At 64.5% G+C, this 24,883-nt stretch carries 23 protein-coding genes; 17 read left to right on the top strand and 6 right to left on the bottom strand.

Translation table 11 applies throughout. The features are described from left to right. Window positions 1-74: 74 nt before the first annotated feature. From pstC to phoB, 5 genes are read left to right on the top strand one after another with little or no spacing between them, the layout of a single operon-like run. Window positions 75-1,775 carry a phosphate ABC transporter permease subunit PstC gene (pstC, locus tag JJ918_RS03630; RefSeq protein ID WP_291883378.1) on the top strand — a complete coding sequence of 567 codons (1,701 nt, stop codon included), beginning with the start codon at window positions 75-77 and terminating at the stop codon, window positions 1,773-1,775. Continuing rightward, window positions 1,768-3,513: a phosphate ABC transporter permease PstA gene (gene pstA, locus JJ918_RS03625; protein WP_291883375.1), complete on the top strand. Its 1,746-nt coding sequence runs from the start codon at window positions 1,768-1,770 to the stop codon at window positions 3,511-3,513. Before pstC ends, pstA begins: the two co-directional genes overlap by 8 nt. 4 nt (window positions 3,514-3,517) lie before the next feature. After that, window positions 3,518-4,333 carry a phosphate ABC transporter ATP-binding protein PstB gene (gene pstB / locus JJ918_RS03620; protein ID WP_291883373.1) on the top strand — a complete coding sequence of 272 codons (816 nt, stop codon included), beginning with the start codon at window positions 3,518-3,520 and terminating at the stop codon, window positions 4,331-4,333. Between the two features lie 29 nt (window positions 4,334-4,362). Continuing rightward, entirely contained in the window at window positions 4,363-5,049 is a 687-nt protein-coding gene (gene phoU / locus JJ918_RS03615) for a phosphate signaling complex protein PhoU (protein WP_291883370.1), read from the top strand. 25 nt (window positions 5,050-5,074) lie between these two features. Beyond that, window positions 5,075-5,764, top strand: coding sequence for a phosphate regulon transcriptional regulator PhoB (gene phoB, locus JJ918_RS03610; protein ID WP_291883368.1), 690 nt, complete (start codon window positions 5,075-5,077; stop codon window positions 5,762-5,764). On the opposite strand, the gene JJ918_RS03605 is transcribed toward phoB, so the two are convergent. Further along, window positions 5,740-6,651 carry a LysR family transcriptional regulator gene (locus JJ918_RS03605; RefSeq protein ID WP_291883365.1) on the bottom strand — a complete coding sequence of 304 codons (912 nt, stop codon included), beginning with the start codon at window positions 6,649-6,651 and terminating at the stop codon, window positions 5,740-5,742. The two genes, phoB and JJ918_RS03605, sit on opposite strands and share 25 nt — an antisense overlap. A 110-nt stretch (window positions 6,652-6,761) precedes the next feature. On the opposite strand from JJ918_RS03605, the gene JJ918_RS03600 reads away from it, so the two are divergent. From JJ918_RS03600 to JJ918_RS03590, 3 genes are read left to right on the top strand one after another with little or no spacing between them, the layout of a single operon-like run. Beyond that, a complete protein-coding gene (locus tag JJ918_RS03600) occupies window positions 6,762-7,736 on the top strand; it encodes a cyclase family protein (RefSeq protein WP_291883363.1) in 975 nt (324 codons plus the stop codon). A 3-nt stretch (window positions 7,737-7,739) separates the two neighbouring features. Beyond that, the gene (locus tag JJ918_RS03595) at window positions 7,740-8,627 is read left to right on the top strand and encodes an EamA family transporter (RefSeq protein ID WP_291883361.1); all 888 of its coding nucleotides are present in this window, start codon (window positions 7,740-7,742) and stop codon (window positions 8,625-8,627) included. Continuing rightward, window positions 8,624-9,268 carry an NAD(P)-dependent oxidoreductase gene (locus tag JJ918_RS03590; protein ID WP_291883359.1) on the top strand — a complete coding sequence of 215 codons (645 nt, stop codon included), beginning with the start codon at window positions 8,624-8,626 and terminating at the stop codon, window positions 9,266-9,268. Before JJ918_RS03595 ends, JJ918_RS03590 begins: the two co-directional genes overlap by 4 nt. A 15-nt stretch (window positions 9,269-9,283) precedes the next feature. Here JJ918_RS03590 and JJ918_RS03585 read toward each other — a convergent pair whose 3' ends face one another. Further along, entirely contained in the window at window positions 9,284-10,201 is a 918-nt protein-coding gene (locus JJ918_RS03585) for a hydrogen peroxide-inducible genes activator (RefSeq protein ID WP_291883357.1), read from the bottom strand. Window positions 10,202-10,397: 196 nt separating this feature from the next. On the opposite strand from JJ918_RS03585, the gene JJ918_RS03580 reads away from it, so the two are divergent. Both JJ918_RS03580 and JJ918_RS03575 read left to right on the top strand, forming a co-directional pair. Beyond that, window positions 10,398-11,366 (top strand): sodium-dependent bicarbonate transport family permease, encoded by a 969-nt coding sequence (locus JJ918_RS03580; protein ID WP_291883354.1) that lies wholly within the window; start codon window positions 10,398-10,400, stop codon window positions 11,364-11,366. Continuing rightward, window positions 11,363-11,662, top strand: coding sequence for a hypothetical protein (locus JJ918_RS03575; protein ID WP_291883352.1), 300 nt, complete (start codon window positions 11,363-11,365; stop codon window positions 11,660-11,662). Before JJ918_RS03580 ends, JJ918_RS03575 begins: the two co-directional genes overlap by 4 nt. 65 nt (window positions 11,663-11,727) lie before the next feature. On the opposite strand, the gene JJ918_RS03570 is transcribed toward JJ918_RS03575, so the two are convergent. Then, on the bottom strand, window positions 11,728-12,459 hold the full coding sequence (locus JJ918_RS03570; RefSeq protein ID WP_291883349.1) for a carbonic anhydrase: 732 nt from the start codon (window positions 12,457-12,459) through the stop codon (window positions 11,728-11,730). A gap of 169 nt (window positions 12,460-12,628) precedes the next feature. Here JJ918_RS03570 and JJ918_RS03565 point away from each other — a divergent pair, with 169 nt between their 5' ends. Then, window positions 12,629-13,657: a glycoside hydrolase family 5 protein gene (locus tag JJ918_RS03565; protein ID WP_291883347.1), complete on the top strand. Its 1,029-nt coding sequence runs from the start codon at window positions 12,629-12,631 to the stop codon at window positions 13,655-13,657. An 85-nt stretch (window positions 13,658-13,742) separates the two neighbouring features. On the opposite strand, the gene JJ918_RS03560 is transcribed toward JJ918_RS03565, so the two are convergent. After that, complete coding sequence (locus JJ918_RS03560; RefSeq protein ID WP_291883344.1) at window positions 13,743-14,282, bottom strand: GcrA family cell cycle regulator; 540 nt, start codon at window positions 14,280-14,282, stop codon at window positions 13,743-13,745. A 205-nt stretch (window positions 14,283-14,487) separates the two neighbouring features. Here JJ918_RS03560 and JJ918_RS03555 point away from each other — a divergent pair, with 205 nt between their 5' ends. The 3 genes from JJ918_RS03555 to JJ918_RS03545 all read left to right on the top strand — a co-directional run bounded on the left by JJ918_RS03555 (window position 14,488) and on the right by JJ918_RS03545 (window position 17,504). Further along, a complete protein-coding gene (locus tag JJ918_RS03555) occupies window positions 14,488-15,300 on the top strand; it encodes an ABC transporter permease (RefSeq protein WP_291883341.1) in 813 nt (270 codons plus the stop codon). Window positions 15,301-15,367: 67 nt separating this feature from the next. Beyond that, window positions 15,368-16,552 carry an aspartate aminotransferase family protein gene (locus tag JJ918_RS03550; RefSeq protein ID WP_291883339.1) on the top strand — a complete coding sequence of 395 codons (1,185 nt, stop codon included), beginning with the start codon at window positions 15,368-15,370 and terminating at the stop codon, window positions 16,550-16,552. A 28-nt stretch (window positions 16,553-16,580) separates the two neighbouring features. Then, window positions 16,581-17,504 carry an Hsp33 family molecular chaperone gene (locus tag JJ918_RS03545; protein ID WP_291883337.1) on the top strand — a complete coding sequence of 308 codons (924 nt, stop codon included), beginning with the start codon at window positions 16,581-16,583 and terminating at the stop codon, window positions 17,502-17,504. 109 nt (window positions 17,505-17,613) lie between these two features. On the opposite strand, the gene JJ918_RS03540 is transcribed toward JJ918_RS03545, so the two are convergent. Together JJ918_RS03540 and apaG are read right to left on the bottom strand one after the other, a co-directional pair. Beyond that, on the bottom strand, window positions 17,614-19,068 hold the full coding sequence (locus tag JJ918_RS03540) for a TrkH family potassium uptake protein (RefSeq protein WP_291883334.1): 1,455 nt from the start codon (window positions 19,066-19,068) through the stop codon (window positions 17,614-17,616). 34 nt (window positions 19,069-19,102) lie between these two features. Further along, window positions 19,103-19,495 carry a Co2+/Mg2+ efflux protein ApaG gene (gene apaG / locus JJ918_RS03535; RefSeq protein WP_291883331.1) on the bottom strand — a complete coding sequence of 131 codons (393 nt, stop codon included), beginning with the start codon at window positions 19,493-19,495 and terminating at the stop codon, window positions 19,103-19,105. 160 nt (window positions 19,496-19,655) lie between these two features. Here apaG and JJ918_RS03530 point away from each other — a divergent pair, with 160 nt between their 5' ends. The 3 genes from JJ918_RS03530 (at window position 19,656) to JJ918_RS03520 (ending at window position 24,879) form a co-directional block, all read left to right on the top strand. After that, on the top strand, window positions 19,656-20,669 hold the full coding sequence (locus JJ918_RS03530) for a 2'-deoxycytidine 5'-triphosphate deaminase (RefSeq protein WP_291883328.1): 1,014 nt from the start codon (window positions 19,656-19,658) through the stop codon (window positions 20,667-20,669). 102 nt (window positions 20,670-20,771) lie between these two features. Further along, window positions 20,772-22,748: a S9 family peptidase gene (locus JJ918_RS03525; protein WP_291883326.1), complete on the top strand. Its 1,977-nt coding sequence runs from the start codon at window positions 20,772-20,774 to the stop codon at window positions 22,746-22,748. Between the two features lie 112 nt (window positions 22,749-22,860). Further along, window positions 22,861-24,879, top strand: a complete 2,019-nt coding sequence (locus JJ918_RS03520) for a S9 family peptidase (RefSeq protein ID WP_291883324.1) — start codon at window positions 22,861-22,863, stop codon at window positions 24,877-24,879. The last annotated feature ends 4 nt before the right edge of the window (window positions 24,880-24,883 follow it).

Below are 24,883 nucleotides of genomic sequence, written 5' to 3'. Positions count from 1 at the left end.
GGGCCGCGACACCCAGTATCTGTCACGCCTGCCGCGCAGCCGGCCCGAAGCCGGACGTCCGAAGGACACTTTGAATGTCAGTGATCGCCATCGTTGCTCTCATGGTCATCGTCATGCTGGCGGGCGGATTCTATGTCGGCCGGGCGCGGGCGATCGGCGCGGTGAACGGCAATACGGTCCGTCTCCACTCGCTGCCGAACTATCACGGCTATTACGTTGCGATCTGGACCGGCCTGCCGGCATTCCTGCTGCTGGCGGCCTACGGCATTTTCGGCGGCCAGGCCGTCGAACGCCTGACCTTCTCCGAGCTTCAGCGCGAAGCCAGCGCCCTCAACGCCCGTCTGGAAGAACGCCTCCTGTCGGATGCCGAGTATGAGGAATTCCGGGGCGCGGCCCTGCAGCTGCGCGAACGCGTCAACGCCATCGGCGACGACATGCAGCGCCTGCGCAGCGCGCGCGGCGAGGAGCGCGATCCGGCCCGTCTCGAGCAGTTGCAGCAGGAGCAGCGGGAGGCACTGAATTCCGCAACGGCAGCTGAAGAGGCCGCGATCGGCCGCCGCGCCGAACTGGTCGCAGCTGTCGGCAGCGAGGCCGAGGCAGCCGGTGCGTCGATGCGTCAGCTCGCCGGCTTCGAGCTTGTCCAGGCGCCGCGCGAACAGCGCCAGCTCTTCCTGTCCGACGCCATGCAGATCGCCAACGGAGCGTTGTCCAGCCGCGAGAGCGCCGAGTTGAACGCGGCCGCCCGCATCGTGGCCCGCTATCAGGACCGCATCCGCTATTTCGTGGCTGTTCTGGCGCTGGTTTTTGCGGCTGGCGGCCTGTTGCGCACACGCAGCCAGGTCATCCCCGATTTCCGCGCCCGCAATCATGTCGAGCGCTTGATCACCGGCCTCCTTCTCCTCTCCTCCGTGCTCGCGATCCTGACCACGGTCGGCATCGTCTTCTCGCTGCTGTTCGAGAGCATCCGCTTCTTCTCGACCGTGCCGGTCTCCGAATTCCTGTTCGGCCTGCAATGGTCGCCGCAGATCGCCCTTCGGGCCGACCAGGTCGGCCAATCCGGTGCGTTCGGGGCTGTGCCGCTGTTCGCAGGTACGGCGCTGATCACGCTGATTGCGATGGCGGTGGCCGTGCCGATCGGCCTCCTGTCGGCCATCTACCTGTCCGAATATGCCGGCCCGCGCTTCCGGGCGACAGCCAAGCCGGTGCTGGAAATCCTCGCCGGTATCCCGACGGTGGTCTACGGCTTCTTTGCCCTGCTGACGGTGGGGCCGGCGATCCGCGGTCTGTTCACCTGGCTCGGTTTCGACGATGTGGTGACCCAGAGCGCGCTGTCGGCTGGACTGGTGATGGGCGTGATGATCATCCCCTTCATCTCCTCGCTGTCTGACGATGTAATCAATTCCGTGCCGCAGACGCTGCGCGACGGCTCCTATGCCATGGGCGCGACCCGTTCGGAGACGATTACCCGCGTGGTGATGCCGGCGGCCCTGCCGGGCATTGTCGGCGCGATCCTGCTGGCCGTGTCGCGCGCCGTTGGCGAGACGATGATCGTCGTCATGGCGGCGGGCCAGGGCGCCAATCTGACGGCAAACCCGCTGGAATCGGTGACCACCATCACCGTGCAGATCGTCATGCTGCTGACGGGCGACCAGGAATTCGACAGTCCCAAGACCCTGTCTGCCTTTGCGCTGGGGCTCGTCCTGTTTGTCATCACCCTGATCATGAATGTCATCGCCCTGCGTGTGGTGCAGAGATACCGGGAAAAATATGACTGATACCTCCGACACCACGTCCATTCGCGATGCGGTGAGCCGTCAATTGCCGCGGCGCTACCGGGCCGAGCTGCGCTTCCGCGCGGCCGGACTGGCAGCCGTGGCGTCGGCCGTGGGCATTCTGGTGATCCTGCTGATTTCGATCCTGTCGCAGGGGCTGCCCGCTTTCACCGTCAATCAGCTGGTCCTGCCGGTGCATCTCGATCGCTCCGTGGTCGATCCGGAAGGCGATGCCAGCGAGGCCTCCCTGCGCCGCGGTGCCTACAGCCGCGTCCTCCAGGACGCTATACGGGCGGAATTCCCCGAGGTCACGGCGCGCCGCGACCTGCGCAACCTGTTCGGTCTCTACACGCCGCTCAACGCGACCCGGCTGATGGATGATGTCCTGGCCGACCCATCGCTGGTCGGCGAGACCTATACTTTCCGCATGCCGATCGCGGACGATCTCGATCTCTATCTCAAGGGCCGGCTCGTCGAGGACCGGACGCTGGCGACCAGCGGACTTCTCACGATCAGTGCCGACGGCGATGCCCTTGCGCTGAATTCGAGCGCACCGGACTTTGCAAGCCTGGTCGAGGACGCAGTGGCGACCATGCGGGCCGAGGCGACGGCGCTTGATGCGCGGGCCGAGCGGGCGCGCAATCTCGCAGCCGAGCTCGAGGGAAGCGATGCCGAGGATGCGCTCTATGAAGCCGAGCGCCTGTCTGCCCAGGCGCAGGCCCTGCGCGAGGAACTGGCCGAGAATGACGGCCGGATCGAGCTGAACCGGGACCTGCCGACCATCCTTGTCGAGCTGAGCGGCGTTGCCGTCCGGCTGACTGCGCTCGACGCCAATGGCCGGTCGGCCAGCGGCGAAGCGATGCTGGGCGATGCGGCGGACATCTCCGGGGCGGCAGACTGGACGCTCTATGTGATCGATACGCCGGAAAGCCGCCGCCGGGTCTCCGACCAGGCCATCGTGTGGACCCGGGCGCTGGAAGCCCGCGGTCTCGTGCGCACCGATTTCAACACTTACCTCTTCTCCAACGCTGACAGCCGCGAGCCGGAACTGGCGGGTGTGAAGGGCGCGCTGTTCGGCTCGATCCTGACCATGCTGATCGTGATCTGCCTGTCAGTGCCGGTCGGTGTGTTCACGGCGATCTATCTGGAAGAATACGCGCCGAAAAACCGGCTGACCGACCTGATCGAGGTCAATATCAACAATCTGGCCGCCGTTCCGTCCATCGTGTTCGGCCTGCTGGGCCTGGCGGTCTTCATCAACGCGTTCGGCCTGCCCCGCTCGGCGCCGCTGGTGGGTGGCCTGGTGCTGTCGCTGATGACGCTGCCGACGGTGATCATCGCCTCGCGCGCGGCCCTCAAGGCCGTGCCGCAATCGATCCGACAGGCCGCGCTCGCGGTTGGCGCATCGAAAACCCAGTCGGTGTTCCACCATGTGTTGCCGCTCGCCGCGCCGGGCATCCTGACCGGCTCCATTATCGGCCTGGCCCAGGCGTTGGGCGAAACCGCGCCGCTCCTGATGATCGGCATGGTCGCTTTCATCGCCGACGCGCCGACGCTGGGCCTGGAAGGCCTGACCCAGCCGGCCACGGTGATGCCTGTGCAGGTCTTCCTGTGGTCCGACGGTGCCGAGCGGGCCTTCGAGGCGCGTACCGCGGCCGCCATTCTTGTTCTTCTGGCGCTGATGATCGGCTTCAATGCCCTGGCGATCTATCTGCGCCGCCGTTTCGAGCGGAGATGGTAACCCCATGCCCGACAATCAGTCCCATATCCTCGACCAGAATGCCGGCTTCGGCGAGACCGAGCCGCCGATCAAGGTGGCGGCCCGGGATGTCTGTGTCGCCTATGACGGCAAGCAGGCGCTCAACCACGTCTCGATCGACATTCCGGACCGCTCGGTCACGGCTTTCATCGGCCCGTCCGGCTGCGGCAAGTCGACCTTTCTGCGCTGCCTCAATCGCATGAATGACACGATCGAGGGCGCCCGGGTGACCGGTTCGCTGAAGATCGACGGCGCCGAGGTGAACGACAAGTCGATCGACCCCGTCGTGCTGCGCGCCAGCGTCGGCATGGTGTTCCAGAAGCCCAACCCGTTTCCCAAGTCGATTTATGACAATGTCGCCTACGGTCCGCGCATTCACGGCCTGGCGCTGTCGCGCAACGATCTGGACGGGATCGTCGAGAGCAGCCTGAAGAAGGCCGGGCTGTGGGAGGAGGTGGCCGACCGCCTGAACGATCCGGGCACCAGCCTGTCCGGCGGCCAGCAGCAGCGTCTGGTGATTGCCCGCGCGATCGCGATCAATCCGGAAGTCATCCTGATGGACGAGCCGTGTTCGGCGCTCGACCCGATCGCGACGGCCAAGATCGAGGAACTGATCGACGAGTTGCGCGAGAACTACTGCATCATCATCGTGACCCACTCGATGCAGCAGGCTGCCCGCGTGTCCCAGCGTACCGCCTTCTTCCACATGGGCACGCTGGTCGAGTTCGGCCGCACCGAGGACATTTTCACGAACCCGCGCGATCCGCGCACGCAGGACTACATCACGGGGCGCTTCGGCTAGGGGCCGGCGCCAGATGAGGAGGTAGCGCAATGGCGCTGTCCAAGACCGCACATATCGTCACCGCCTATGGCGAGGAACTCGACCAGCTGGCCGATGAACTCGCCCGCATGGGCGGCATGGTGGAAACCCAGCTGGAAACGGCGCTCGCAGCCATTGTCCGCCGCGATGCCAGCCTCGTGGCCGGCGTGCGCGAGCGCGAGAAACAGGTCAATGCCATGCAGGACGACGTCGAAAAGCGCGTGCTGCGCCTTTTCGCCCTGCGCCAGCCGCTGGCCACCGATCTGCGCATGACGATTTCCGCGCTGAAGATCGCCAGCGATCTCGAACGCGTCGGCGATCTCGCCAAGAACATCGCCTATCGGGCGGAGGATCTGGCCGAATACGCGCCGCTCTCCCTGCTCGACCAGGTCGAGCGTCTCGGTGCGATCGTCGTGAAACAGCTGCACGAAGTGCTCGATGCCCTGTCCTCGGCCGATGTCGAACCGGCAATCCGGGTCTGGCGCACCGATGACGAGGTCGACGAACGCTATAACGCGCTTGTGCGGCAGATGCTGATGAGCATGACCGAGGATCCGGGCCAGGTGGAGCCGGGTGTTCACATCCTTTTTGTGGCGAAGAATCTCGAACGTATCGGCGACCACGCGACGAATGTCGCCGAGGCTGTGCACTTCATGGTGACAGCCGGGCCGCTTGAGGCGGACGACGCCAAATCTTGATGACCTTGATCGTGGAGACGGAACGATGAAGCCTCAAGTTCTCGTGGTCGAAGACGAAGACGCCCTCGCCACCCTGTTGCAGTACAATCTGGAAAAGGAAGGCTATCAGGTCTCCGTTGCCGGTGACGGTGAGGACGCCCTGATGCAGGCCGAGGAGACCACGCCGGACTTGGTGCTCGTCGACTGGATGCTGCCCAAGGTCTCCGGGATCGAGGTCTGCCGCCGCCTGCGCGGCCGCCAGGAAACCGCCAATGTGCCGATCATCATGCTGACGGCGCGCGGCGAGGAGACCGACCGGGTACGCGGGCTCGATACGGGCGCTGACGACTATGTCGTCAAACCCTTCTCGATGACCGAGCTCTTTGCCCGTATCCGCGCCGTGCTGCGCCGGATCCGCCCGGGCCTCGCCGAGGATGTGATCACCGCCGGTGACATCACGATGGACCGCGTCGCGCACCGCGTGAAACGCTCCGACCGCGAGATCCATCTCGGCCCGACGGAATTCCGCCTGCTGGACTATCTCATGCAGCATCCCGGCCGGGTTTTCTCGCGCGAGCAATTGCTCGATGCGGTCTGGGGTTCGGATGTCTATGTCGAGGCGCGCACGGTGGACGTCCATGTCGGCCGCCTCCGCAAGGCGCTGAACACCAAGGAAGAGCGCGATCCCATCCGCACCGTCCGCTCGGCCGGCTACGCCTTCGACGTCAACGCCTGAGCGTCCGCGTATTCGGCGACCAGAAAGTCGATGAGCGCGCGCACTTTTGGCGCGCGCTCGCGATGGGCTGGATAGACGGCATGGATATGCTGGTCGTCGACATGCCAGTCCGGCAGGATGCGCTGCAGCCTGCCGCCCGCCAATGCTCCACTGGCGACGAAGTCCGGCAGCAGGACAATGCCGCAGCCCGCGATCGCGGACGTACACAGCGCAATCGAATTGTTGATGCGCTGATTGCCGGCAACGACAATCTCGACCGTCTCTTCGCCGCGCCGGAAGACCCAGCTGTTCGGCTGTGCCGCCATCGTGAAGACGAGACAGTTGTGGCCGGTCAGCGCCTCGGGCGTTTCCGGCGTGCCATGGCGGGCCAGATACTCCGCCGACGCACACAACAAGCGGTGCAGCGGGCGCAGGCGCCGCGCCTTCAGGCTTGAATCGGGCAGGGGACCGCTGCCGCGCAGCGCGACATCGAACCCGTCTTCCAGAAGATCGGCCTGCCGGTCGTTGAACTCGACATCGAGGATCAGCTCCGGATAGCGCTGCTGGAAGCGCGGAAGCCGTTCGGCCAGGTCGGTCAGTCCGAAAGACATGGGGGCGGAGACACGCAGCCGCCCGCGTGGCGATGCGTCGGACCCGCTGGCGGCCTCATCGGCGTGGGCGAGCGCTTCGAGGATCTCCACCGCCCGGTCGTAATAGGCCTGCCCGGTATCGGTGAGCCGGAGCTTGCGCGTGGTGCGCACGAGGAGTTGCGCACCCAGTTCCGCCTCCAGGGCGCTGACCGTCTTGCTGACCCCGGCATTGGACAGGTCGAGATCGCGTGCCGCCGCGCTGAACCCGTTCAGCTCCACCACACGGCGGAAGACCTGCAAGGCGCGGAACTTGTCCATTGTTTACTCCGAGTGAAAAGAGTTCTCGATCATGCCGTCTTTGTCTTCTCATGTGAACGAATAAATACGGGGGCGCCGGATCGGTCCGGCAAAAAACCCCGGAGGACGACATGAAACATTTTCTGATCGCCAGCTTTCTGGCCCCGCTGATTGGCCTGGCTGCGGCCTTCGGTCAGGACGCCGTCGGAGCCAGCCCCTGGGGGCCGGATGACGAACTCGGGCGGCTGAATCTGATGACCGACGAGAGTCGCGCCGCCATTCTGGGCCGGATCGCCGGCGGACGCGCCTATGACCTGTCGGTCGAGTATTTCATCGGCATGCCCAGCTGGCAGGCCGCCGGAGACCCTCACTACCAGATCTGGATGACCCACACGCCGCGCGGCACCGTGGTCGACGATCCGATGGGGGTGGGCGAGGTGCAGAACGGGCACGTCTCCTACACCGGCTCCGCGATCTCGATGTACACGCACACCGGCACGCATATCGACGCGCTCAATCATTTCGGCGTCGACGGGCAGATCTGGAACGGTTTCTCGGCCGACGCGCATCTCGGCGACCGTGGCTGGCAGGTGACCGGAGCGGAAACCATTCCGCCCATCATCGCCCGCGGCGTGATGATCGATGTCGCTGCGGCGCTCGGCGTCGACCGGCTGGAGGATGGCTATCGCATCACGCGTGCCGATCTGCAGCAGGCTCTGGCGCGCCAGGATACGCCGCTGCGCGAAGGGGATGTGGTGCTGATCCGCACCGGCCGCATGCAGGACTATGAGACGGCGGAGCGCTACATGCACAATCCGCCGGGCCTGGGCATGGAGGCTGCGCGCTTCCTGGTCGAGGAGGGCGGCGCGATGATTGTTGGTGCAGACAATCTCAGCCTCGAAGCCTTCCCGTCCGAAGTACCGGGCAACTATGTTCCGCTGCACACCTACCTGCTCGCCCAGCACGGCGTTCCGATCATGGAACTCGTCAATCTGGAAGGGCTCGCCCGGGACGGTGTCCACGAGTTCGCCTTTATCGGCGGGTCGCTGAAACTGCGCGGTGCCGATGCCGCGCCGATGCGTCCTGTCGCCCTGCCGGTGGAGTAGTTCATGCCCCGTACCTTCGACATTTTCCTGACGGCGCTGGCGCCGGCGATCTGGGGCAGCACCTATCTGGTGACCACCCAGTGGCTGCCGGACGGATATCCCGTCACGCTCGCCCTGCTGCGGGCCCTGCCCGCCGGGCTCCTGCTGCTGCTGTTCGTGCGCCGTCTGCCTGCCGGTGCCTGGTGGGGCCAGGCCTTTGTGCTGGGTGCGCTGAACTTCACCGTGTTCTGGATCTGCCTCTTTGTGGCAGCCTACCGCCTGCCCGGCGGGATCGCGGCTACGGTCGGTGCCGTCCAGCCGCTGATCGTGCTGGGCCTGGCCCGGCTGGCACTGGGAACCGCCATTCGCCCGCTTGCGGTGATCGCGGCCGGCGGCGGCCTGGCCGGCGTCGCCCTGCTCCTGGCATCGCCGCAAGCCGGCTTCGACCCGATCGGTGTCCTGGCAGCCCTGGGCGGTGCGGCATCGATGGCCACCGGGACCGTGCTGACCCGGCGCTGGGGGCCGCAGGTTCCGCTGCTCACCCTGACCGCATGGCAGCTGACCGCGGGCGGGCTGTTGCTGCTGCCGCTTGCCCTCATCGTCGAACCGCCGCTTCCCGCGCTGGACGCCGGGCACATCGCCGGCTTTGCCTATCTGGCCCTGATCGGTGCGGCCCTGACCTATGTCCTGTGGTTCCGTGGCATTGCCCGGCTGGGGCCGTCGGCCGCGACCATGCTGGGCTTTCTGAGCCCGGTCAGCGCGGTCGTGCTGGGCTGGGTGGTGCTGGGCGAGCGGCTGGACGCGATCCAGTTTGCCGGCGCCGCCCTGGTGCTGACCAGTATCTGGCTCAGCCAGCGCGCTACCCGCACGCCGGCCGTGGCCTTGTCGGCAAGGCAGGGAGGAACGGCATGAAACGGATCGCTGTATTCGGTGCCGCCGGGTCTGTCGGGCGCTGCGTGGTGAAAGAGGCGCTCGACCGGGGGCATGATGTCACCGGAGTGGTGCGCAACCCTCAGCGGGCGGCTGGCTTGCCGGGGCTGACCATTCCCGCCTTCGCCGAGGCGAGCGACGGGGCGGCGATCCGCGCCGTGCTGCGCCACCAGGATGTGGCGGTGATGGCACTGCGGCCGCCCGCCGGCCGGGAAGCCGAACTGGTCGGCTATACCCGCACCCTGCTCGATGCGGCCCTTGAGACCGGCGTGCCGGTGGTGATCGTCGGCGGAGCGGCGAGCCTGCGCTTTCCCGACCAGCCGGCCTGGACCGTCCTGACCCGTCCCGGCTTCCTGCCCGACGCCGTGCGGCCCATCGCGCAGGCCTGTCAGGCCCAGCGCGACGCCGTGCTGTCCACAGGCGGTGAGGGCTGGTCCCACATCTGCCCGCCCGCCAGCCTTGAACCGGGCCGGCGTACGGGCCGCTACCGGCTGGGAACGGATACGCTGGTGATGGGCGAGGACGGCCGTTCCGCCATCTCCGTCGAGGACTTCGCCATCGCCATTGTCGATGAGGCCGAGAGCCGCGCCCATGCCGGACGCAGCTTCACGGTCGGCTGGTAGGCCTGGCGGACGCAGCTATCGCGTCCGCGGTGCGAGCGCGGCCTGTGCTGCCTCGCGCATGATGTCCGCGACCGCATTGAAGCCGGTCGACAGGGGGGATCCGGGCCGCCAGATCAGCGCGATATCGCGTTCGGCGCCCGGGTCGTCGATCCGCCGGAAGACCAGGCTGTCATCGCGCTCGGCCTCGCAGCGGACATAGAGTTCCGGCAGCACGGCGACACCGGCCCCGAGCGCGGCCATATGGCGGATGGCATCCAGACTGGTCCCTTCATAGTCGGCTGGCAGATGTCCGCCCGACCGTTCGGCCAGATCCGCGACCAGCCGGTTCAGGCGGTGACCGAGCGCCAGCGTCAGGAAGGCGCATCCGGACAGCTCGGCCAGACCGACGGGCCCGCGTGTCTGTGCCAGCGGATCGTCCGGCGGCACGGCGATCCACAGGCGCTCGTGAAACAGGGCGGCGCTGGTGCAGCCGGGATGATCTTCCGGTGCGGAAATGACGACATCCATGCGCCCGTCGCTCAGGGCCTGGTTCAGCACCACGGAGGATTCCTCCCGGATCGACAGGCGAAGCTGGGGATAGCGCGCATGCAGGCGGGCCGTGCAGCGCGGCAGAAGATAGGGGCCGATCGTCGGCAGCACGCCGAGGCGGACCTGTCCGACCAGCCCGTCCCGGCCGTACTGGGCGAGCCGTTTGATATCGGACATCGACTGCAGGACCTCGCGTGCGCGGGTCAGCAGTTCACGACCGAGCGGTGTCGCGATCGCGCCGTTCCGCCCCCGTTCGAACACCCTGAAACCGAGATGGCTTTCCGCCTCGGCCACCTGCGCGGACAGGCTGGGCTGGCTGACATGCATGCTGTGGGCGGCGCTGGAGAACCGTCCGGTCTCGTCGATCGCGACCAGATATTCGAGCTGCCGGAAGGTCGGACGCATATATAGTTTTTTCCTAATGAAAGAACAGCATCCATATATTTCCACTCATTCAGGCTGCCGTCTAGAGCGTACCCACTCGCCTCTGCGCCGGCCTCACCTCCGGTCCCAAAGCCGCCGGTGCAGAGAACTGTCCGGCAACCGCCCCTTGCCCCCCTCTCGGCGGTTGCCGGACTGACCTCATCAAAAGGATCAGGTTTTGGAACACGGCTCCATTGCGCTCGCGACGCTGGCCTCGCCGCCGGTGCTGTTCTTCGTCCTCGGACTGGCTGCTGCGTTCATACGGTCCGACCTGAAATTCCCAGAAGCCTTTGCAAAGGGCCTGTCGCTCTTCCTGATCATGGCGATCGGCTTCAAGGGCGGCGCCGAAATGGCGCGTGCCAGCCTGGGCGACATCATCCCGGTCCTGCTGGCCGGGGTGGTTCTCTCGGCAGCCTTGCCGGCCCTCAGCTTCGGCCTCCTGCGCGCCACGACCTCGCTGCCACGGGTCGACATGGCCGCGATCGCCGCCCACTACGGATCGATATCCATCGTCACATTCATCGCCGCATCCGACGCCGCGCGCATGCTGCAGCTGGAAACCGGCGGCGCCATGGTGGCGGTGGCCGCGGCGATGGAAGCGCCGGCCATCCTGACCGGCCTTCTGCTGGCCGGTGCCGCAGGACGCAGCGGAGGCTTGCGGCTTGTCGAACCGTTGACCAATGGCTCGATCGTCCTTCTGCTGGGTGCCTTCGCCATCGGCTGGATCTCCGGTGAAACCGGGATGGCGGCGGTCTCACCCCTGTTCGTCGACGCGTTCCGCGGTGTGCTCTGCCTGTTCCTGCTGGATATGGGGTTGATCGCCGGCCGGGGCCTGGTCGAGCATGGGCGCAAGATGCGGCCGGGTGTGGTGCTGCACGGGCTCTACATGCCGCTCATCGCGGCGGGCATCGCCCTGGTCATCGCCCGCGGTCTCGGCCTGGCGCCAGGCAATGCGGCCTTGCTGATGACGCTTGCGGCATCGGCCTCCTATATCGCGGTGCCCGCTGCAATGCGGCTCGCCTTGCCGAAGGCGAGGCCGGCGCTGTCGCTCACCCTGTCCCTGGGCATCACCTTTCCGTTCAACCTGCTGATCGGAATTCCGCTCTATTTCACAACGGCGCAGATGGTTCTTGGAGGCGTGCAATGACGGGTTGGAAAACATGTCTTCGTGTCGAGCTGGAAGTGGATGCGGTCCAGGTCGATCAGGTGGAAACGCGCATCGAGGCGCTGGGCGTCACGAGCTGGATCGTACTGTCGGCGCATTCCGGTCGAAGCAGTGACGGCCGATGGAGCCGGGCAGGCCAGGTCACCGCGTCCGGCCGCCGCATGCTGGTCGTCTTCACGATCACCCCGGCGCTCGCCGAAACCACTCGCGATGCCCTGCAGGACGAGATGGTGCGGCTTAATGGCGAGATCATCGCCTATCCGGTGACGACACCCTGAAACCTGCCTCAAAAAAGAGGGCGCACCGGGAAGGCGTGCGCCCTTGAAGGTGGGTGTCCGGAGCGTCAGTTGTCCAGCAGGACGTAGCGCCGATTGAGAGGCTGTGGCGGCCGGGCGTTCTCGCCGACCGTTTCGACAAAGGCGTCGATCTGGGCGTCCGAGACGCTGAGCGGGGTGGTGAACACCGTCCAGGAGACGATCTCCGAGCACGGCGGCGTGGTGAGCGAGCCCTCATAGCGGAAGGCGGCCTGGTCCTGCGGCAGCAGGGAGGCCAGGCTGATCGTCCCGTCGATTTCCTCGCGGTCGCCCGGTTCGCCGATCGCATCCCACAAAGTCTCGACGGTGGCATGCGCCTCGCCGCGCTCGAACAGCACGCCGACCACGGCGAGATCGCCCTCGCTGGCCGTCACGAAGTGGACTTCCAGCGGATAGGACTGTCCCTCCACCCAATGCTCGGATGCGGCATGGAAGTGGAACTGCAGGAGGTCGAAGTTGCGGCCGTTCAGCGACAGCTGCGCCGAGCCGGACGGGACGTGATAGGTCACGCCATGCGCGTTGCGCTCGGCCTCGACACCGGAAATGTCGCCGAAGTCGAGCACCGGCCGGACGCCGTCGGCAATAATGCCCGGAACCAGGTCGACCGGGCTTTGCTGCACACCCGCGCTGCACACAGCGAAATCGGGCGACAAGGCGCCCCAGTTCTCCGGTGCGCCTTCGCCGGCGTAACCCCATTCGTCAGCCAGGGCGGTTCCGGCCGGAACCGTCGCGGCCAGCAAACCCGCAATCACGTATTTCATGGCGTCTCCTTTGTCTTGAGCCGCTGAGGATTTGGGGCCTGTTTTCCATGCCTTCTAATTCAAAAATACCGTCATATTGATAGATAAAACCTATGATATGAAAGATGCGGATCGTGAGAGGCTGTGACCGGGGCCGGCGCGGGCGCCGGTCAGGGGAGACGCCATGCACATGATTTCCAGAACCGCGATCCTGGGCACGGCCCTTCTTGCAGCTTGCGAAGGGCCTGCGGACTCCCGCGTGCAGGCTGCGCCCGACCCGGCGCGGCAATCACTCGCTGTCGATACGCCGCCGGTCGCGCGCTGCATGAATCTGTCCGGGGCACTGGAAGCCGAATACGAGGGCGCTTGGGGCTATACGATCGAGTTCGGTCATATCGATGCGATCGCCGAGGCCGGTTTCGACACGATCCGTCTGCCGGTGCGCTGGTCGGCGCATCTGGGTGCCGGCGACCGCATCGACCCCGCCGTGCTGGCCCGGGTCGATGCGATCATCGATCACGCCCTGTCGCGCGGGCTGAGCGTCATTGTCGATGTCCATCATTTCGACGCCCTGATGCGTGATCCTGAGGGCCGCCTGCCGCAGCTGGCGGCGATATGGCGGCAATTGGCCGAGCACTATGCCGGCTATCCTGACACGCTGATCTTCGAGCTGCTGAACGAGCCGACCGACCGGGTCAGCGCCGCGCAGGTCAATACAATCAATGCGCACCTGCTCGATGTCGTCCGCGCGGTGTCGCCGGAGCGTTGGGTGATCCTGTCCTCGGCCCGCTGGAACAATATCGAGGGCCTCGTACAGACCGAAGTGCCCGCGGACGATCCGCGGGTGATGACGACGGTGCACTATTATTCGCCCTTCGAGTTCACCCATCAGGGCGCGCCCTGGTCGAACCAGTCACGCACCGGCATCGAATGGGGCGGTCCGGCCGACGAGGCGGAACTCGCCCGCGACCTCGACATTGTGGCTCAGTATGCACAGGCCCAGAATGTGCCGGTCCTGGTTGGCGAGTTCGGTGTCTATTACGAAGTGCCCGAACACTTGCGGGCGCGCTGGGTGGGGGCGGTGCGCCAGGCCTCGGAAGACCGCGACTTTGCCTGGTGCCACTGGGGCTTTGCCACCACCCTGAGGGCCTATAATCGCCGCACGGACAGCTGGATTCCCGAAATGCGCGAGGCGCTGGTGGGCGAGCGGCGCGACTGACCCTTCATACAGAAGCACAAAAGAAAACGGCCGCCCCGAGAGGCGGCCGCATTACCGGACCCGAGGGTGAGGGCAGGGCCGGAAATCAGAAATTATAGCGCCGGGTTGCGGCGATCGCGTCGAGGGCGGCACCGGCATCGCTGGTGCGGCGGCGGCGCTTGGCGCTCGGCTGGTAGGCCATCGAGGAGTGCGCCTCGCAATAGGCATTGCCGCCGGCGGTCTTGCGGCCGCAGAAGCGGAACTCGGCCTGGGCGGGATCGCCGATCGGCCATTTGCACATCGAGTCACGCAGGGTGAGCACGGTGGCAAACTCGCCAGACGGCAGGACGGCAGGCTCCACCGGCGCCGGCTTGGGAGCAGCCGGGGTCGCAGTTGAGGGGGAGGGACGCGACACCGGGCGCTGTGCCGGCGCGGTGGAAGCCGTTGTGGTGCGCGGACGGGAGGGTTTAACAGTGCGGCGGGCCGGGCGCGACGGCGTCGCGCGGCCTGACAAACCGAGACGGTGGACCTTGCCAATCACGGCATTCCGGGTCACACCCCCCAATTGTTTGGCAATCTGACTGGCGCTCAGGCCTTCCGACCAGAGCTTCTTGAGTTGCTCGACGCGTTCGTCAGTCCAGGCCATCGCACTCATCTCCTGAGTTGGATGCGCTTCATTGCCTTGAATGTCGGCTAAGAGCGCATATCTCAATTCATGTTTAATTACACTAGATATTGTACCCGCGCTAACTGAGGCCACAAGATCGGGGGATGACCATTCCTGTGGAAAGCTCACTTGCACGCCTAATCGTTAACGCGGATGGTTACCGGGATCTTAAGGGTAATTCGATATGAGTAACGCCAGTTTAACCGGCCTTAACGAGCCCAGAAAATTCGGCTTTATCAACTGGTTAGGTCTATGGACGCTGTACAAGAAGGAAGTGCGGCGTTTTCTCAAGGTCTACACCCAGACGGTCGCTGCACCGGTCGCAACGACGCTGCTTTACATGACCGTTTTTGCCGTCGCGATCGGCTCGCGGCGGGGCGATGTGAACGGTATCCCCTTCATCGAGTTCCTGGCGCCGGGCCTCATTCTGATGGGCCTGTTGAACAACGCCTTCGCCAATTCGGGCTCCTCGATCCTGGTGTCCAAGGTGCAGGGCAATGCGGTCGACTTCCTGATGCCGCCGCTGTCGGCGCTGGAATTGTCGATCGGCTTCATCGCCGGCGCGATGACGCGCGGCATCATGGTGGCGGTGGTGACGGCGGTGACGCTGATCCCCTTCATGAACGTCATGCCGCAGCACTGGTGGGCGGTCCTCTATTTCGGGATATCGGCCTCGGCCATGCTGGGCATGGTCGGCGTGATCGGCGGTCTGTGGGCCGAGAAGTTCGACCATATGGCGGCCGTGACGACCTTCGTGATCACGCCGCTGACCTTCCTGTCGGGCACGTTCTATTCGGTCACGGCGTTGCCCGAACCGATCGCCACGATCAGCCATTTCAACCCCTTCTTCTACATGATCGACGGCTTCCGCTACGGCTTCACGGGGCATGCCGACGGCAATCTCGCCATCGGTGCCTTCCTGGTGCTCGCGATCAACCTTGCACTGGCCGCGGCCTGTTATCTGCTCTTGCGCGCAGGCTGGCGCTTGAAGAGCTGAGCGGGGAGGCCTAGACGAGTATCAAAGGCGTCCGAAAACGGGCGCCGCGATGCTTTTGGAGGACCTCATGCCCGCCCCGATGATGGATACCTATTCGCCGCCGGATCTCGTGTTTGACCACGGCAAGGGAACGCGCCTGTATACCGAGGCCGGCGATGCCTATCTGGACTTCATTTCGGGCATCGCGGTGAACTGTCTGGGCCATGCCCATCCCAAGGCTGTGGCCGCCCTCAACGAGCAGGCCGGCAAGCTCTGGCACCTGTCCAACATGTTCAAGGTGCCCAAGGGTATCGAACTGGCCGAGAAGCTTTGCGCGGCGACTTTCGCCGACCGCGTCTTCTTCACCAATTCCGGTGCAGAGGCGATGGAATGCGCGCTCAAGACGGCGCGCCGCTATCACTTCGTGAACGGCAATCCGCAGCGCTATCGCATCATCACCTTCACCGGCGCCTTCCACGGCCGCACCTATGGCGCGATCAATGCCGGCGGAAACCCGAAATACCTCGAGGGTTTCGGCCCGGCGATGGAAGGCTTCGACCAGGTCGAATTCGGCGATCTGGATGCCGTGAAGAATGCCGTCACCGAAGAGACCGCGGCGATCTGCGTCGAGCCGGTCCAGGGCGAGGGCGGTGTGCGGGCACCGGAAGACAGCTTCCTGCGTGGTCTGCGCCAGATCTGCGACGAGCACGGCCTGATGCTGATCTTTGACGAGGTCCAGTCGGGTGCCGGCCGGACCGGCAAGCTGTTCGCACACCAATGGGTCGACGGCGCCGAGCCGGACATCATGGCCGCGGCCAAGGGCATTGGCGGCGGTTTCCCGATGGGGGCTTGCCTCGCGACGGAAGCCGCGGCGGCCGGCATGGTCGTCGGTACGCACGGTTCGACCTATGGCGGCGGCCCACTGGCCATGGCGGTCGGCAATGTCGTGTTCGACGAGCTGACCTCCGACGGCTTCATGGATCATGTGGTCGACGTGTCGAACTATCTGCGCCAGCAATTGCACGGGCTGATGGACCGTCACGGCGACAAGATCGCCGAGATCCGCGGCAAGGGTCTGCTGGTCGGGGTGAAGCTGAAAGACGGTTTCGATCCCAAGAAGCTTGCAGGACTGGCTCGCGATCGCCATCTCCTGGTCGGCGCGGCGGGTGACAATGTCTGCCGCATGGCGCCGCCGCTGATCATCACCAAGGACGATGCCAGCGAGGCCGTGGCCATTCTCGACGAAGCGCTCGGCGCACTCGAGGCCAACTAGACCAACCCTTGCCGAACGGAGAGACGGCGTGAGCGATCCGCTTGGAGAGCATGACAATATCGTGGCCGGTTTCCAGGTTGAGGGACGGGCCGTGCGCGGCCGTGTCTGCCGCCTGGGATCGACGCTGGACGCGATCCTGTCGGCGCACGCCTATCCCGAACCGGTAGCCCATCTGCTCGGCGAGGCGGTGATCATCGCCGCCCTCGTCGGGGATGCGCTGAAATTCAACGGCCGGCTGATCGTGCAGGCGAACGGGTCGGGTCCGATCCGCTTTGTCGTGGCCGAATATGTCAGCGGTGAGGGCGTGCGCGGCTTTGCCAAGATCGACCGTGAAGCCGTCGAGGCCGTGCTCGCCGATAACCCGCCCCGCGACACGCTGATGGAGCGTCTCCTGGGCAAGGGCGCCTTCGCGATGACGCTCGATTATGGTCCCGACAAGGACCAGTACCAGGGCGTCGTTCCGCTCGAGGGTGCGTCCCTTTCGCAGGTCGCGGAAGGCTATTTCGCCCAGTCCGAACAGACACCCACGCGCCTGCGGATCGCCATCGGCGAAAGCTGGAAGGAAGGCGAGGCCCGCGCCTGGCGTGGCGGCGGAGCCATGCTGCAGCAGGTCGCCGGCGACGAGACCCGCGGTTCGGCCCGGGATGACTGGGATCATGTCCGCGCGCTCTACGAGACCGTCGAGGACGCCGAACTCCTCGATCCCGACCTGTCGGCCGGCAATCTGCTCTATCGCCTGTTCAACGAGGATGGCGTGCGCCTGTTCGAGCCCGCCCAGATCGCCCGGCGTTGCTCGTGCGAACGCGAGCGCCTGCTCGGCATCGTCGCCAGCTTCCCGCCGGAAGACCGCGCGGAAATGGAAACCGGCGGCGCCATCGTGATGACCTGCGAGTACTGCAACAAGGATTGGGGCTTCGGCCTCGAAGAGGTTGCTGCGGCGGCTAGTCGCTAGCGCATTTCCGGACCGCGAAACCGGTTCCCACTTTCGCTGAAAATGCTGAGTCCTGAGTGGCCGCATCTTCGAACCGCGAAACCGGTTCCCACTTTCGCTGGAAACGCTCCTAGTTCCGCCAGAAGCGCGGGCTGAGGAAGACCAGGACCGCGATCACTTCCAGCCGGCCGATGAACATGTTGAAGGTCAGGAGCCATTTCTCCGGATCGGAGAGGGGGGCGAACGTGCCCGACGGACCGATGATCGGACCCAGGCCCGGACCGGTATTTGTCAGGCTGGTCGCCGCACCCGACAGCGCCGACACCGTATCCATCCCCATCGCCGACAGCAGCGCTGCAGTGATCGCGTAGACGGCGAAGAAGACGAAGAAGAATCCGAGTACGGAGTGGAGCGTTTTTTCATCCACTATGCGACCGTTATAGTGCATCGGTATCACCGCATTGGGACGCAGAAGTTTCGCCAGGTAACGCCGCATCGCCGTGCCGGCGATCTGGTAGCGGAAGATCTTCACCGAACACGTCGTCGAACCGGCACAGCCGCCGATGAACATGAAGACGAAGAAGGCGGCCTGGGAGATCGGACCCCAGGCGCCATAGTCTGCTGTGGCAAACCCGGTCCCCGTGATGATCGAGACCGAGTTGAAGGCCGCCTGCCGGATCGCGCCGCCTTCCTCGTGTGCGCCCGTCACCCAGAGGAGTACGGTCAGGAAGGCCGTTGCGACGGTCACCACAAGCAGAAAGCCGCGCACCTGGGCGTCCCGCCACAGAGCCACGGGCTTGCCGCGGATCGCCACGATGAACAGCACAAAGGGCAGGGAAGCCAGGATCATGAAGGCGGTGGTGATGATGTCCGCGCCCATGTGCACGTAATTGCCCATGGAATTGTCCGACGCCGAGAAGCCGCCGGTCGAGAGCGTCGACATGGCGTGGCAGAGCGCGTGCAGCCAGTCCATGCCCACCGCGATGAAGGCGAAGAAGCAGATCAGCGTCAGGATCAGGTAGATCAGCGAGATACTGGCGGCGATCTGGGTTGCACGCGGCAGGATCTTGTCGGACTTGTCGCCCGTTTCCAGCTGGAACAGCTGCATGCCGCCAATGCCCAGCATCGGCCAGAAGGCCATCGCCGTCACGATGATACCGATGCCGCCGATCCATTGCAGGATGGCGCGCCAGAGCAGGAGGCCCTCTGGCCGGTAGTCGAGGCCCGTAATCACGGTGGCCCCGGTCGTCGTCAGGCCCGAGACCGCCTCGAAGAAGGCGTCGGTCCAGCTCAGTCCCTCGCCGGCGAGGCGCAGCGGCAGTGCGGCACAGACGGATAGCGCCAGCCAGGCGCCGACCGTGAGGACAAAGGCCGTGCGTGGTGTGATGGAGTCGACCGGGCCGCGATTGACCAGCGCCGTGGCGCCGCCGATGAACATGCCCAGGATGGAGGAGATGAAGAAGGCGCTGGCGCTTTCCCCGTCACCTTCGGCCGCATCCAGCATGGCCGGGAAAACCATCGCGGCGGCCAGGACGGCGACCATGATGCCCACCATGAACAGGACCTGTCGCAGGGATGTGGTCACGGCGAACCCCAGAAAACAGGCCGGTGCGGCCGCATCAGTGCAGCTGGACCCGGTCGGTCGGCCGGTCGAGCGAGAAGCCGGGGATGATCGCCGCGAAACTCTCGCCATTGCGGCGGCGCATTTCATAACTGCCCTGCATGAAGCCGGACGGTGTGCCCAGCGGCGCGCCGGACGTGTAGCGGAAGCATTCACCCGGTTCGATGACCGGCTGCTCGCCGACCACGCCTTCGCCCTGCACATGCTCGGTGCGGCCCATGGAGTCGGTGATCACCCATTTGCGGGCGAGCAGCTGCACGGCTTCATGGCCGGTATTCTCGATCTCGATCGTGTAAGCCCAGACATAGCGGCCTTCATCCGGATCGGATTCGTCCTCCAGATAGTCCGGCATCACGCTGATCTTCACGCCGCTGCTCTCGTGCTCGTACATGCTGCGCTTCCGCCCTCACTGCGCAGCCTTCAGGCGCGCTCCGGCGCGCATAATCCTCTTCGCGCGGGTCCGGCTCAACCCCCACGGTCAGCGCGTCTGGACAGGGCGCGGCAGATGGGGGACATGTGGTCGTCCCCGCCCGGCAACCGCATGGACGATCATGACCGCCTCCGGAATCCTGCCCGACCACCGGCTGAAAACCCTGTTCGACACCGGCGTCATTTCCGCTGACACGTCTCCGGCAGAGGGCCAGATCCAGCCCGCCAGTATCGATCTCAGACTGGGCAGCCATGCCTGGCGTTTGCGGGCGAGCTTTCTGCCCGGCCCGGGCCGGACCGTGTCGGACCGGCTCGATGAAGACGTGGTCATGCACACGGTCGATCTGACCAACGGGGCAGTGCTGGAGACGGGTTGCGTCTACCTCGCGCCCCTGCAGGAGCGGCTGAAACTGCCGCCGGGCCTCAGCGCCGCGATGAATCCGAAAAGCTCGACCGGCCGGATCGACGTCTTCACGCGGGTGATTACCGATCATGGCGTCGCCTTTGACCAGGCGCCGGAGGATTATGACGGTCCGCTCTATGCCGAGATCTGCCCCTGCACCTTCTCCATCCTTGCCCGAACGGGCGACCGGCTCAGCCAGATCCGTTTCCGCGAAGGCGCCTATGTGCCGCTGCGCGATGTGACGGTCAGTGTCGATCTTGCCGGTTTCGAGGACGGGATTGTGGGCTATCGCGCCCGCCGCCATGCCGGGCTGGTCGATCTGGCGAAGATCGGCGGGCATGAGCGCACCCGGTTCTGGGAGCCGATGTACGCGCCTGACCGCCGCCTGATCCTGGATCCGGGCGAGTTCTACATCCTGGCATCTCGGGAGGCCGTGTCGATCGGCGCGGAAGAGGCAGCGGAGATGGCGCCCATCGCCACCGAGATCGGCGAGTTCCGCGCCCACTATGCCGGCTTCTTCGATCCTGGTTTCGGCATTGCCGAGGCGGGCGGGACAGGCTCGCGCGCAGTGCTGGAAGTGCGCGGCCGCGACGTGCCCTTCATTCTCGAACACGGTCAGCCGATCGCCCGGCTGGTCTACGAGCCGATGCGCGAAGCACCCGAAATCCCCTATGGCCGCGTAGCCTCGAACTATCAGGCCCAGGGACTGAAGCTTTCGAAGTTTTTCCGCTGACTTTTTGGGGCAAACTGGGGAAATCCCTTGATCTACCGCGCACGGCATAAAATCTTACCGTAAGGTGACGCGCGTATTGGGGTTTAGTAAGGGAGGGGATTTATGGCCCGTTTTCTAGGGGCGATTGTGGCTATTTGCTTCGGCTCGGCCGTTCAGGCGCAGGCCCCTGCGCCCAGTGTTGAAGATTATGCAGCGATGACGAACATGTCGTCGGTGCGGCTATCGCCGAATGGCGAGCGTGTGGTGTTTATTTCCGGCGAGACCCGAGCCGAGCGGAATATCATCATCTATTCGCTCGTGGGTGAGGGGTCTCATGTCATCGACGGCGGTGACGATCAAGTGCTTGTCAATGTCAGCTGGCTGAACGACGACCACATCTCGGCCACCTATTCCGAGCGGCGCGACATCATTGCCGCAGGTGAGCGTGCTGACGTTTTTCGCAATTATGTTGTGGACTATGACGGAAGCGATAACTGGGAGCTTAACAACTACGCGACGATAGCGAATCGCGACTTGTCGGACCCCGATAGCATTTTGGTATGGCTTCCTGTTCTGCAAGACAATCGGGGGTCGCCCGCTGCCGGCGGCGGGGTCGATCAAGCCGTAGGTCTCTATCGTCAGGGCCTTGATCGCGACCGCAATAGAGATCGTGTTTTTATCGGCGAGGGCGGTTTCAACTATATCCTGAATGCCGAGAACGAACCGATCGTTCGCTATACGAGTGATGGCGGCGAGTTCGAGCTGTGGTCGCGACGCAGCGGTCGCTGGCAGCGCGTCTACGCCGAGAACCTTGAGCGTGAGCGTTTCCGGTTCGGGGCCCGCCGTTCTGACCGCTGGACCGGACGGATGACCAATATGGCCGGTCTCGATATCACGGGCCGCTACGGCTATTTCACATCGCGGGTCAATGACGATCGGATGGCAGTCTTCCGTTTCGATTTCGAGACCAACGAGATCGAAGGGCCGGTGCTGCAGTCCGAGCTTGCTGATGTCGGCAATTTCATAACGGATTGGCGCACCAATGCGATCATTGGTGTTCGCTGGAACGAGGAGCGGGAAAAGGTCCACTACTTCGATCCCGACTTTGCGGCTCTTCAGGAGCAGCTGGAAGGGTTTTTTCCGTCCTCGAACGTGACCATCACCAGCTGGGATACCGATTTCCGCAAAGTGATCGTCAATATCGAAGGCGGCTCGACGGCTGGCGCCTATTACCTGCTTAACCGCGAGACAGGCGACGTCACGTTGCTGGCGCAGAGCCGGCCTCGGATTCCCGACGAGGTCGTTGCCGAGGTTCAGGTCGTCCAGTATGAGGCACGCGACGGTCTGGATCTGTTCGGATATCTGACGCTGCCGCCGGGGCGGGAAGCGCAAGACCTGCCGCTGATCATGTTGCCGCACGGTGGTCCCCAAGCTCGTGACTTCTATGGGTTCGACCCTTGGGCCCAGTTCCTGGCCTCGCGGGGTTATGCTGTGTTCCAGCCCCAGTTCCGCGGCTCAGAGGGCTTCGGTCGCGATTTCATCACCATGGCGCACGGCGAGTGGGGCCGTTCGATGCAGGACGACATCTCCGACGCCGTTCATCACCTGGTGGAATCCGGCGTGGCGGCCCAGGACCGAGTGTGCATTTTCGGTTGGTCGTATGGAGGATATGCCGCGCTCGCGGGGGCAACACTGACACCGGAACTCTACCGATGCGTGGTCGCCGGAGCGCCTGTGTCCGACGTGTTCGCGATGATGGATTATGTCACTGGCCGGTTCGGTGGCGCTTCGGTGACTTACTGGGCCGAGTACATCGGCGACTGGCGCAGCGAAACCGACTACATCACGCGGATTTCGCCAGCGCGCCAAGTCGAGCATGTGCAGGCACCGCTGATGCTGATCCACGGTACTGACGACTTGATCGTGCCTTATGAGCAGGCTGAGTTGATGGCCCAGGCAATGGACCGCGTAGGCAAGCCTTACGAACTTGTCCGCATCGAGGATGGGCCGCACCAGTCGTATCGGATGACGGTTGCGAATATGGAGCAGCTCTACAGCAATCTCGAACGTTTCCTGCTGGAGCACAATCCACCGGATTGATCTAGGGTTCCCACCCTGAAGAAGGGCCGATCGATGGATCGGCCCTTCTTTTTCGGTCTTGATGTGCAATCTATGGTGATGTCAAATCGCAGAAACAATTCTGCGGGGCATTATGAAGTTTTTTGGTGCAGTAGCAGCTGCGGTCGCGTTGACGAGCGCGGCCACGGGGCAGACGCCAGCCATCGAGGACTATGTTGTCCTGCCGAACATGTCGAACGTGCGGATATCGCCGGACGGCGAGAGGCTGGTGTTTGTATCCGGAGACAGCTGGGAAGAACGCAATCTGATTGTTTTCCCGCTGGACGGTTCGCAGGCGCCCCTGGTTATCGATGTTGGTGATGACCAGGCGATTTCCAACGTCTTCTTCGTCTCCGACACGCATCTGTGGCTGGACTATATCGACCGCGGAAACTGGTTCGGCATTGGTGACGATGCCTATTTTCGGCGCTCCTATCTTATGCGGGTCGAAGATCAACATGTGGTCGAGCTGGAAATTGGCACCGAATTCGCCTCAATCAACGAGGCCGATCCGCGGTCCGTCCTGACCTGGGTGCCCGCTGAGCGTCATGGTGGCAATGTCCGGACCCGGGTCCGGGGCGGAACAGGCTATGGCTTGTTCGCCCAGAATCTTGATCGCGTGAACGACCGCAGTCGCGTGGAGCTTGGTACGCAGGACTTTGAAATGGTACTCGACGCCAATGATCGAAGCGTCGTGCGACAACGCGGCGGGCGAGCGCCTGGTGAGCCCTATGAACTGTGGACAAGGATCGGGGGTGACAGCGATCGCTGGCGCCGGGTCTATACCGAACGCCATCAACTTGACCGGGAGTTCCGCTTCGCAGCACGGAGCTGGCAGGACTGGATTGGCGTGATCGAATGGATATCCGGCCTCGATAGTACCGGCCGTTATGGCTACTTTCTTTCAGAAACAAATGGTTCGCCGACAGGGCGGCAGCCGGGACGACGGACTGCCTTGTTCCGCTACGACTTTGTCGAGGAGGCGATTGAGGGACCGGTTGTTGCCTCGGAGATTGCCGACATCTCCAGCCTTGTCCGCGACTGGCGCAACAATGCGGTTATCGGCGCAGTCTGGGATGATGGCCGGCGGCAAGTCGAGTTCTTCGACCCCGATTTCGCGGAGCTTCAGGTTCGGATCGAAGGCTTCTTTCCCGATTCCAACGTCCACCTGATCGACTGGGACCGGGCAGTGCGGAGGGTGGTCGTCTATATCGAAGGTGGACACACGGCCGGGGCTTACTATCTGGTCGACAGGTCTAGCGGAGATGTCCAGCTGCTCGGCGCGGCGCGTCCGGGTATTCCGGACGCCGCAGTGGCGCCTGTCGAGATCATCCGGTACCAGGCGCGCGACGGATTGGATCTGTTTGGGTATCTTACGCTGCCGCCGGGGCGGGAGGCGTCGGACCTGCCGATGGTATTGATGCCGCATGGCGGGCCCGAGGCGCGCGACAGCTATGGTTTCGATGAATGGGCACAGCTGTTGGCGTCGCGCGGTTATGCAGTGTTCCAGCCACAGTTTCGTGGATCCGGCGGGTTCGGAACCGAGTTCGCGGAGATGGGCTACACCCGCTGGGGGGAGGAGATGCAGCACGATCTCGACGACGGCGTCGACTATATCGTGGCCCAAGGGCTCGCCGATCCGGGTCGCGTCTGTGTGTTCGGCTGGAGTTATGGCGGTTACGCCACGCTGGCCGCGATGACACTGACTCCAGACCGCTACCGGTGCGGGATTGCCGGTGCGGGCGTATCACACATCGCCGCCATGATGGAATATGAACAGGAACGTCTCGGCGGTGGCTCTCAACTCTATTGGGCGCGGAATATCGGTGATTGGCGGGGGCGTCATCGTGAGAATGTCGATGCGATCTCGCCGGCTCTGCATGCCGGCCGGGTCCAGGCACCGCTGATGATCATCCACGGCACCGAGGACATCGTGGTTCCCTTCGAGCAGGCCGAGATCATGGCGGAGGCGATGGATGCTGCGGGACGGCCGTATGAATTGGTGGTCATTGAGGGGGGGCGTCACTATTCCTCGCAGATGACGACCAGCCACAAGCGCCAACTCTACGAAAATCTGATTGCGTTCCTGCAGGAGCACAATCCGCCAGAGTAGCGGG

It is taken from the genome of Maricaulis sp., assembly GCF_017642925.1.
GTDB lineage: Bacteria > Pseudomonadota > Alphaproteobacteria > Caulobacterales > Maricaulaceae > Maricaulis.
This window is presented reverse-complemented; position numbering and strand designations above follow the sequence as displayed.

Coding starts and splice junctions, on each gene's coding strand:
- JJ918_RS03525 (WP_291883326.1), top strand. CDS start 20,772: ATGGCCCGTTTTCTAGGGGCGATTGTGGCTATTTGCTTCGGCTCGGCC.
- JJ918_RS03585 (WP_291883357.1), bottom strand. CDS start 10,201: ATGCGTCCGACCTTCCGGCAGCTCGAATATCTGGTCGCGATCGACGAG.
- JJ918_RS03605 (WP_291883365.1), bottom strand. CDS start 6,651: ATGGACAAGTTCCGCGCCTTGCAGGTCTTCCGCCGTGTGGTGGAGCTG.
- JJ918_RS03600 (WP_291883363.1), top strand. CDS start 6,762: ATGAAACATTTTCTGATCGCCAGCTTTCTGGCCCCGCTGATTGGCCTG.
- JJ918_RS03570 (WP_291883349.1), bottom strand. CDS start 12,459: ATGAAATACGTGATTGCGGGTTTGCTGGCCGCGACGGTTCCGGCCGGA.
- JJ918_RS03520 (WP_291883324.1), top strand. CDS start 22,861: ATGAAGTTTTTTGGTGCAGTAGCAGCTGCGGTCGCGTTGACGAGCGCG.
- JJ918_RS03550 (WP_291883339.1), top strand. CDS start 15,368: ATGCCCGCCCCGATGATGGATACCTATTCGCCGCCGGATCTCGTGTTT.
- JJ918_RS03575 (WP_291883352.1), top strand. CDS start 11,363: ATGACGGGTTGGAAAACATGTCTTCGTGTCGAGCTGGAAGTGGATGCG.
- JJ918_RS03530 (WP_291883328.1), top strand. CDS start 19,656: ATGACCGCCTCCGGAATCCTGCCCGACCACCGGCTGAAAACCCTGTTC.
- JJ918_RS03595 (WP_291883361.1), top strand. CDS start 7,740: ATGCCCCGTACCTTCGACATTTTCCTGACGGCGCTGGCGCCGGCGATC.
- JJ918_RS03555 (WP_291883341.1), top strand. CDS start 14,488: ATGAGTAACGCCAGTTTAACCGGCCTTAACGAGCCCAGAAAATTCGGC.
- phoB (WP_291883368.1), top strand. CDS start 5,075: ATGAAGCCTCAAGTTCTCGTGGTCGAAGACGAAGACGCCCTCGCCACC.
- pstA (WP_291883375.1), top strand. CDS start 1,768: ATGACTGATACCTCCGACACCACGTCCATTCGCGATGCGGTGAGCCGT.
- JJ918_RS03560 (WP_291883344.1), bottom strand. CDS start 14,282: ATGGCCTGGACTGACGAACGCGTCGAGCAACTCAAGAAGCTCTGGTCG.
- apaG (WP_291883331.1), bottom strand. CDS start 19,495: ATGTACGAGCACGAGAGCAGCGGCGTGAAGATCAGCGTGATGCCGGAC.
- pstB (WP_291883373.1), top strand. CDS start 3,518: ATGCCCGACAATCAGTCCCATATCCTCGACCAGAATGCCGGCTTCGGC.
- pstC (WP_291883378.1), top strand. CDS start 75: ATGTCAGTGATCGCCATCGTTGCTCTCATGGTCATCGTCATGCTGGCG.
- JJ918_RS03590 (WP_291883359.1), top strand. CDS start 8,624: ATGAAACGGATCGCTGTATTCGGTGCCGCCGGGTCTGTCGGGCGCTGC.
- phoU (WP_291883370.1), top strand. CDS start 4,363: ATGGCGCTGTCCAAGACCGCACATATCGTCACCGCCTATGGCGAGGAA.
- JJ918_RS03565 (WP_291883347.1), top strand. CDS start 12,629: ATGATTTCCAGAACCGCGATCCTGGGCACGGCCCTTCTTGCAGCTTGC.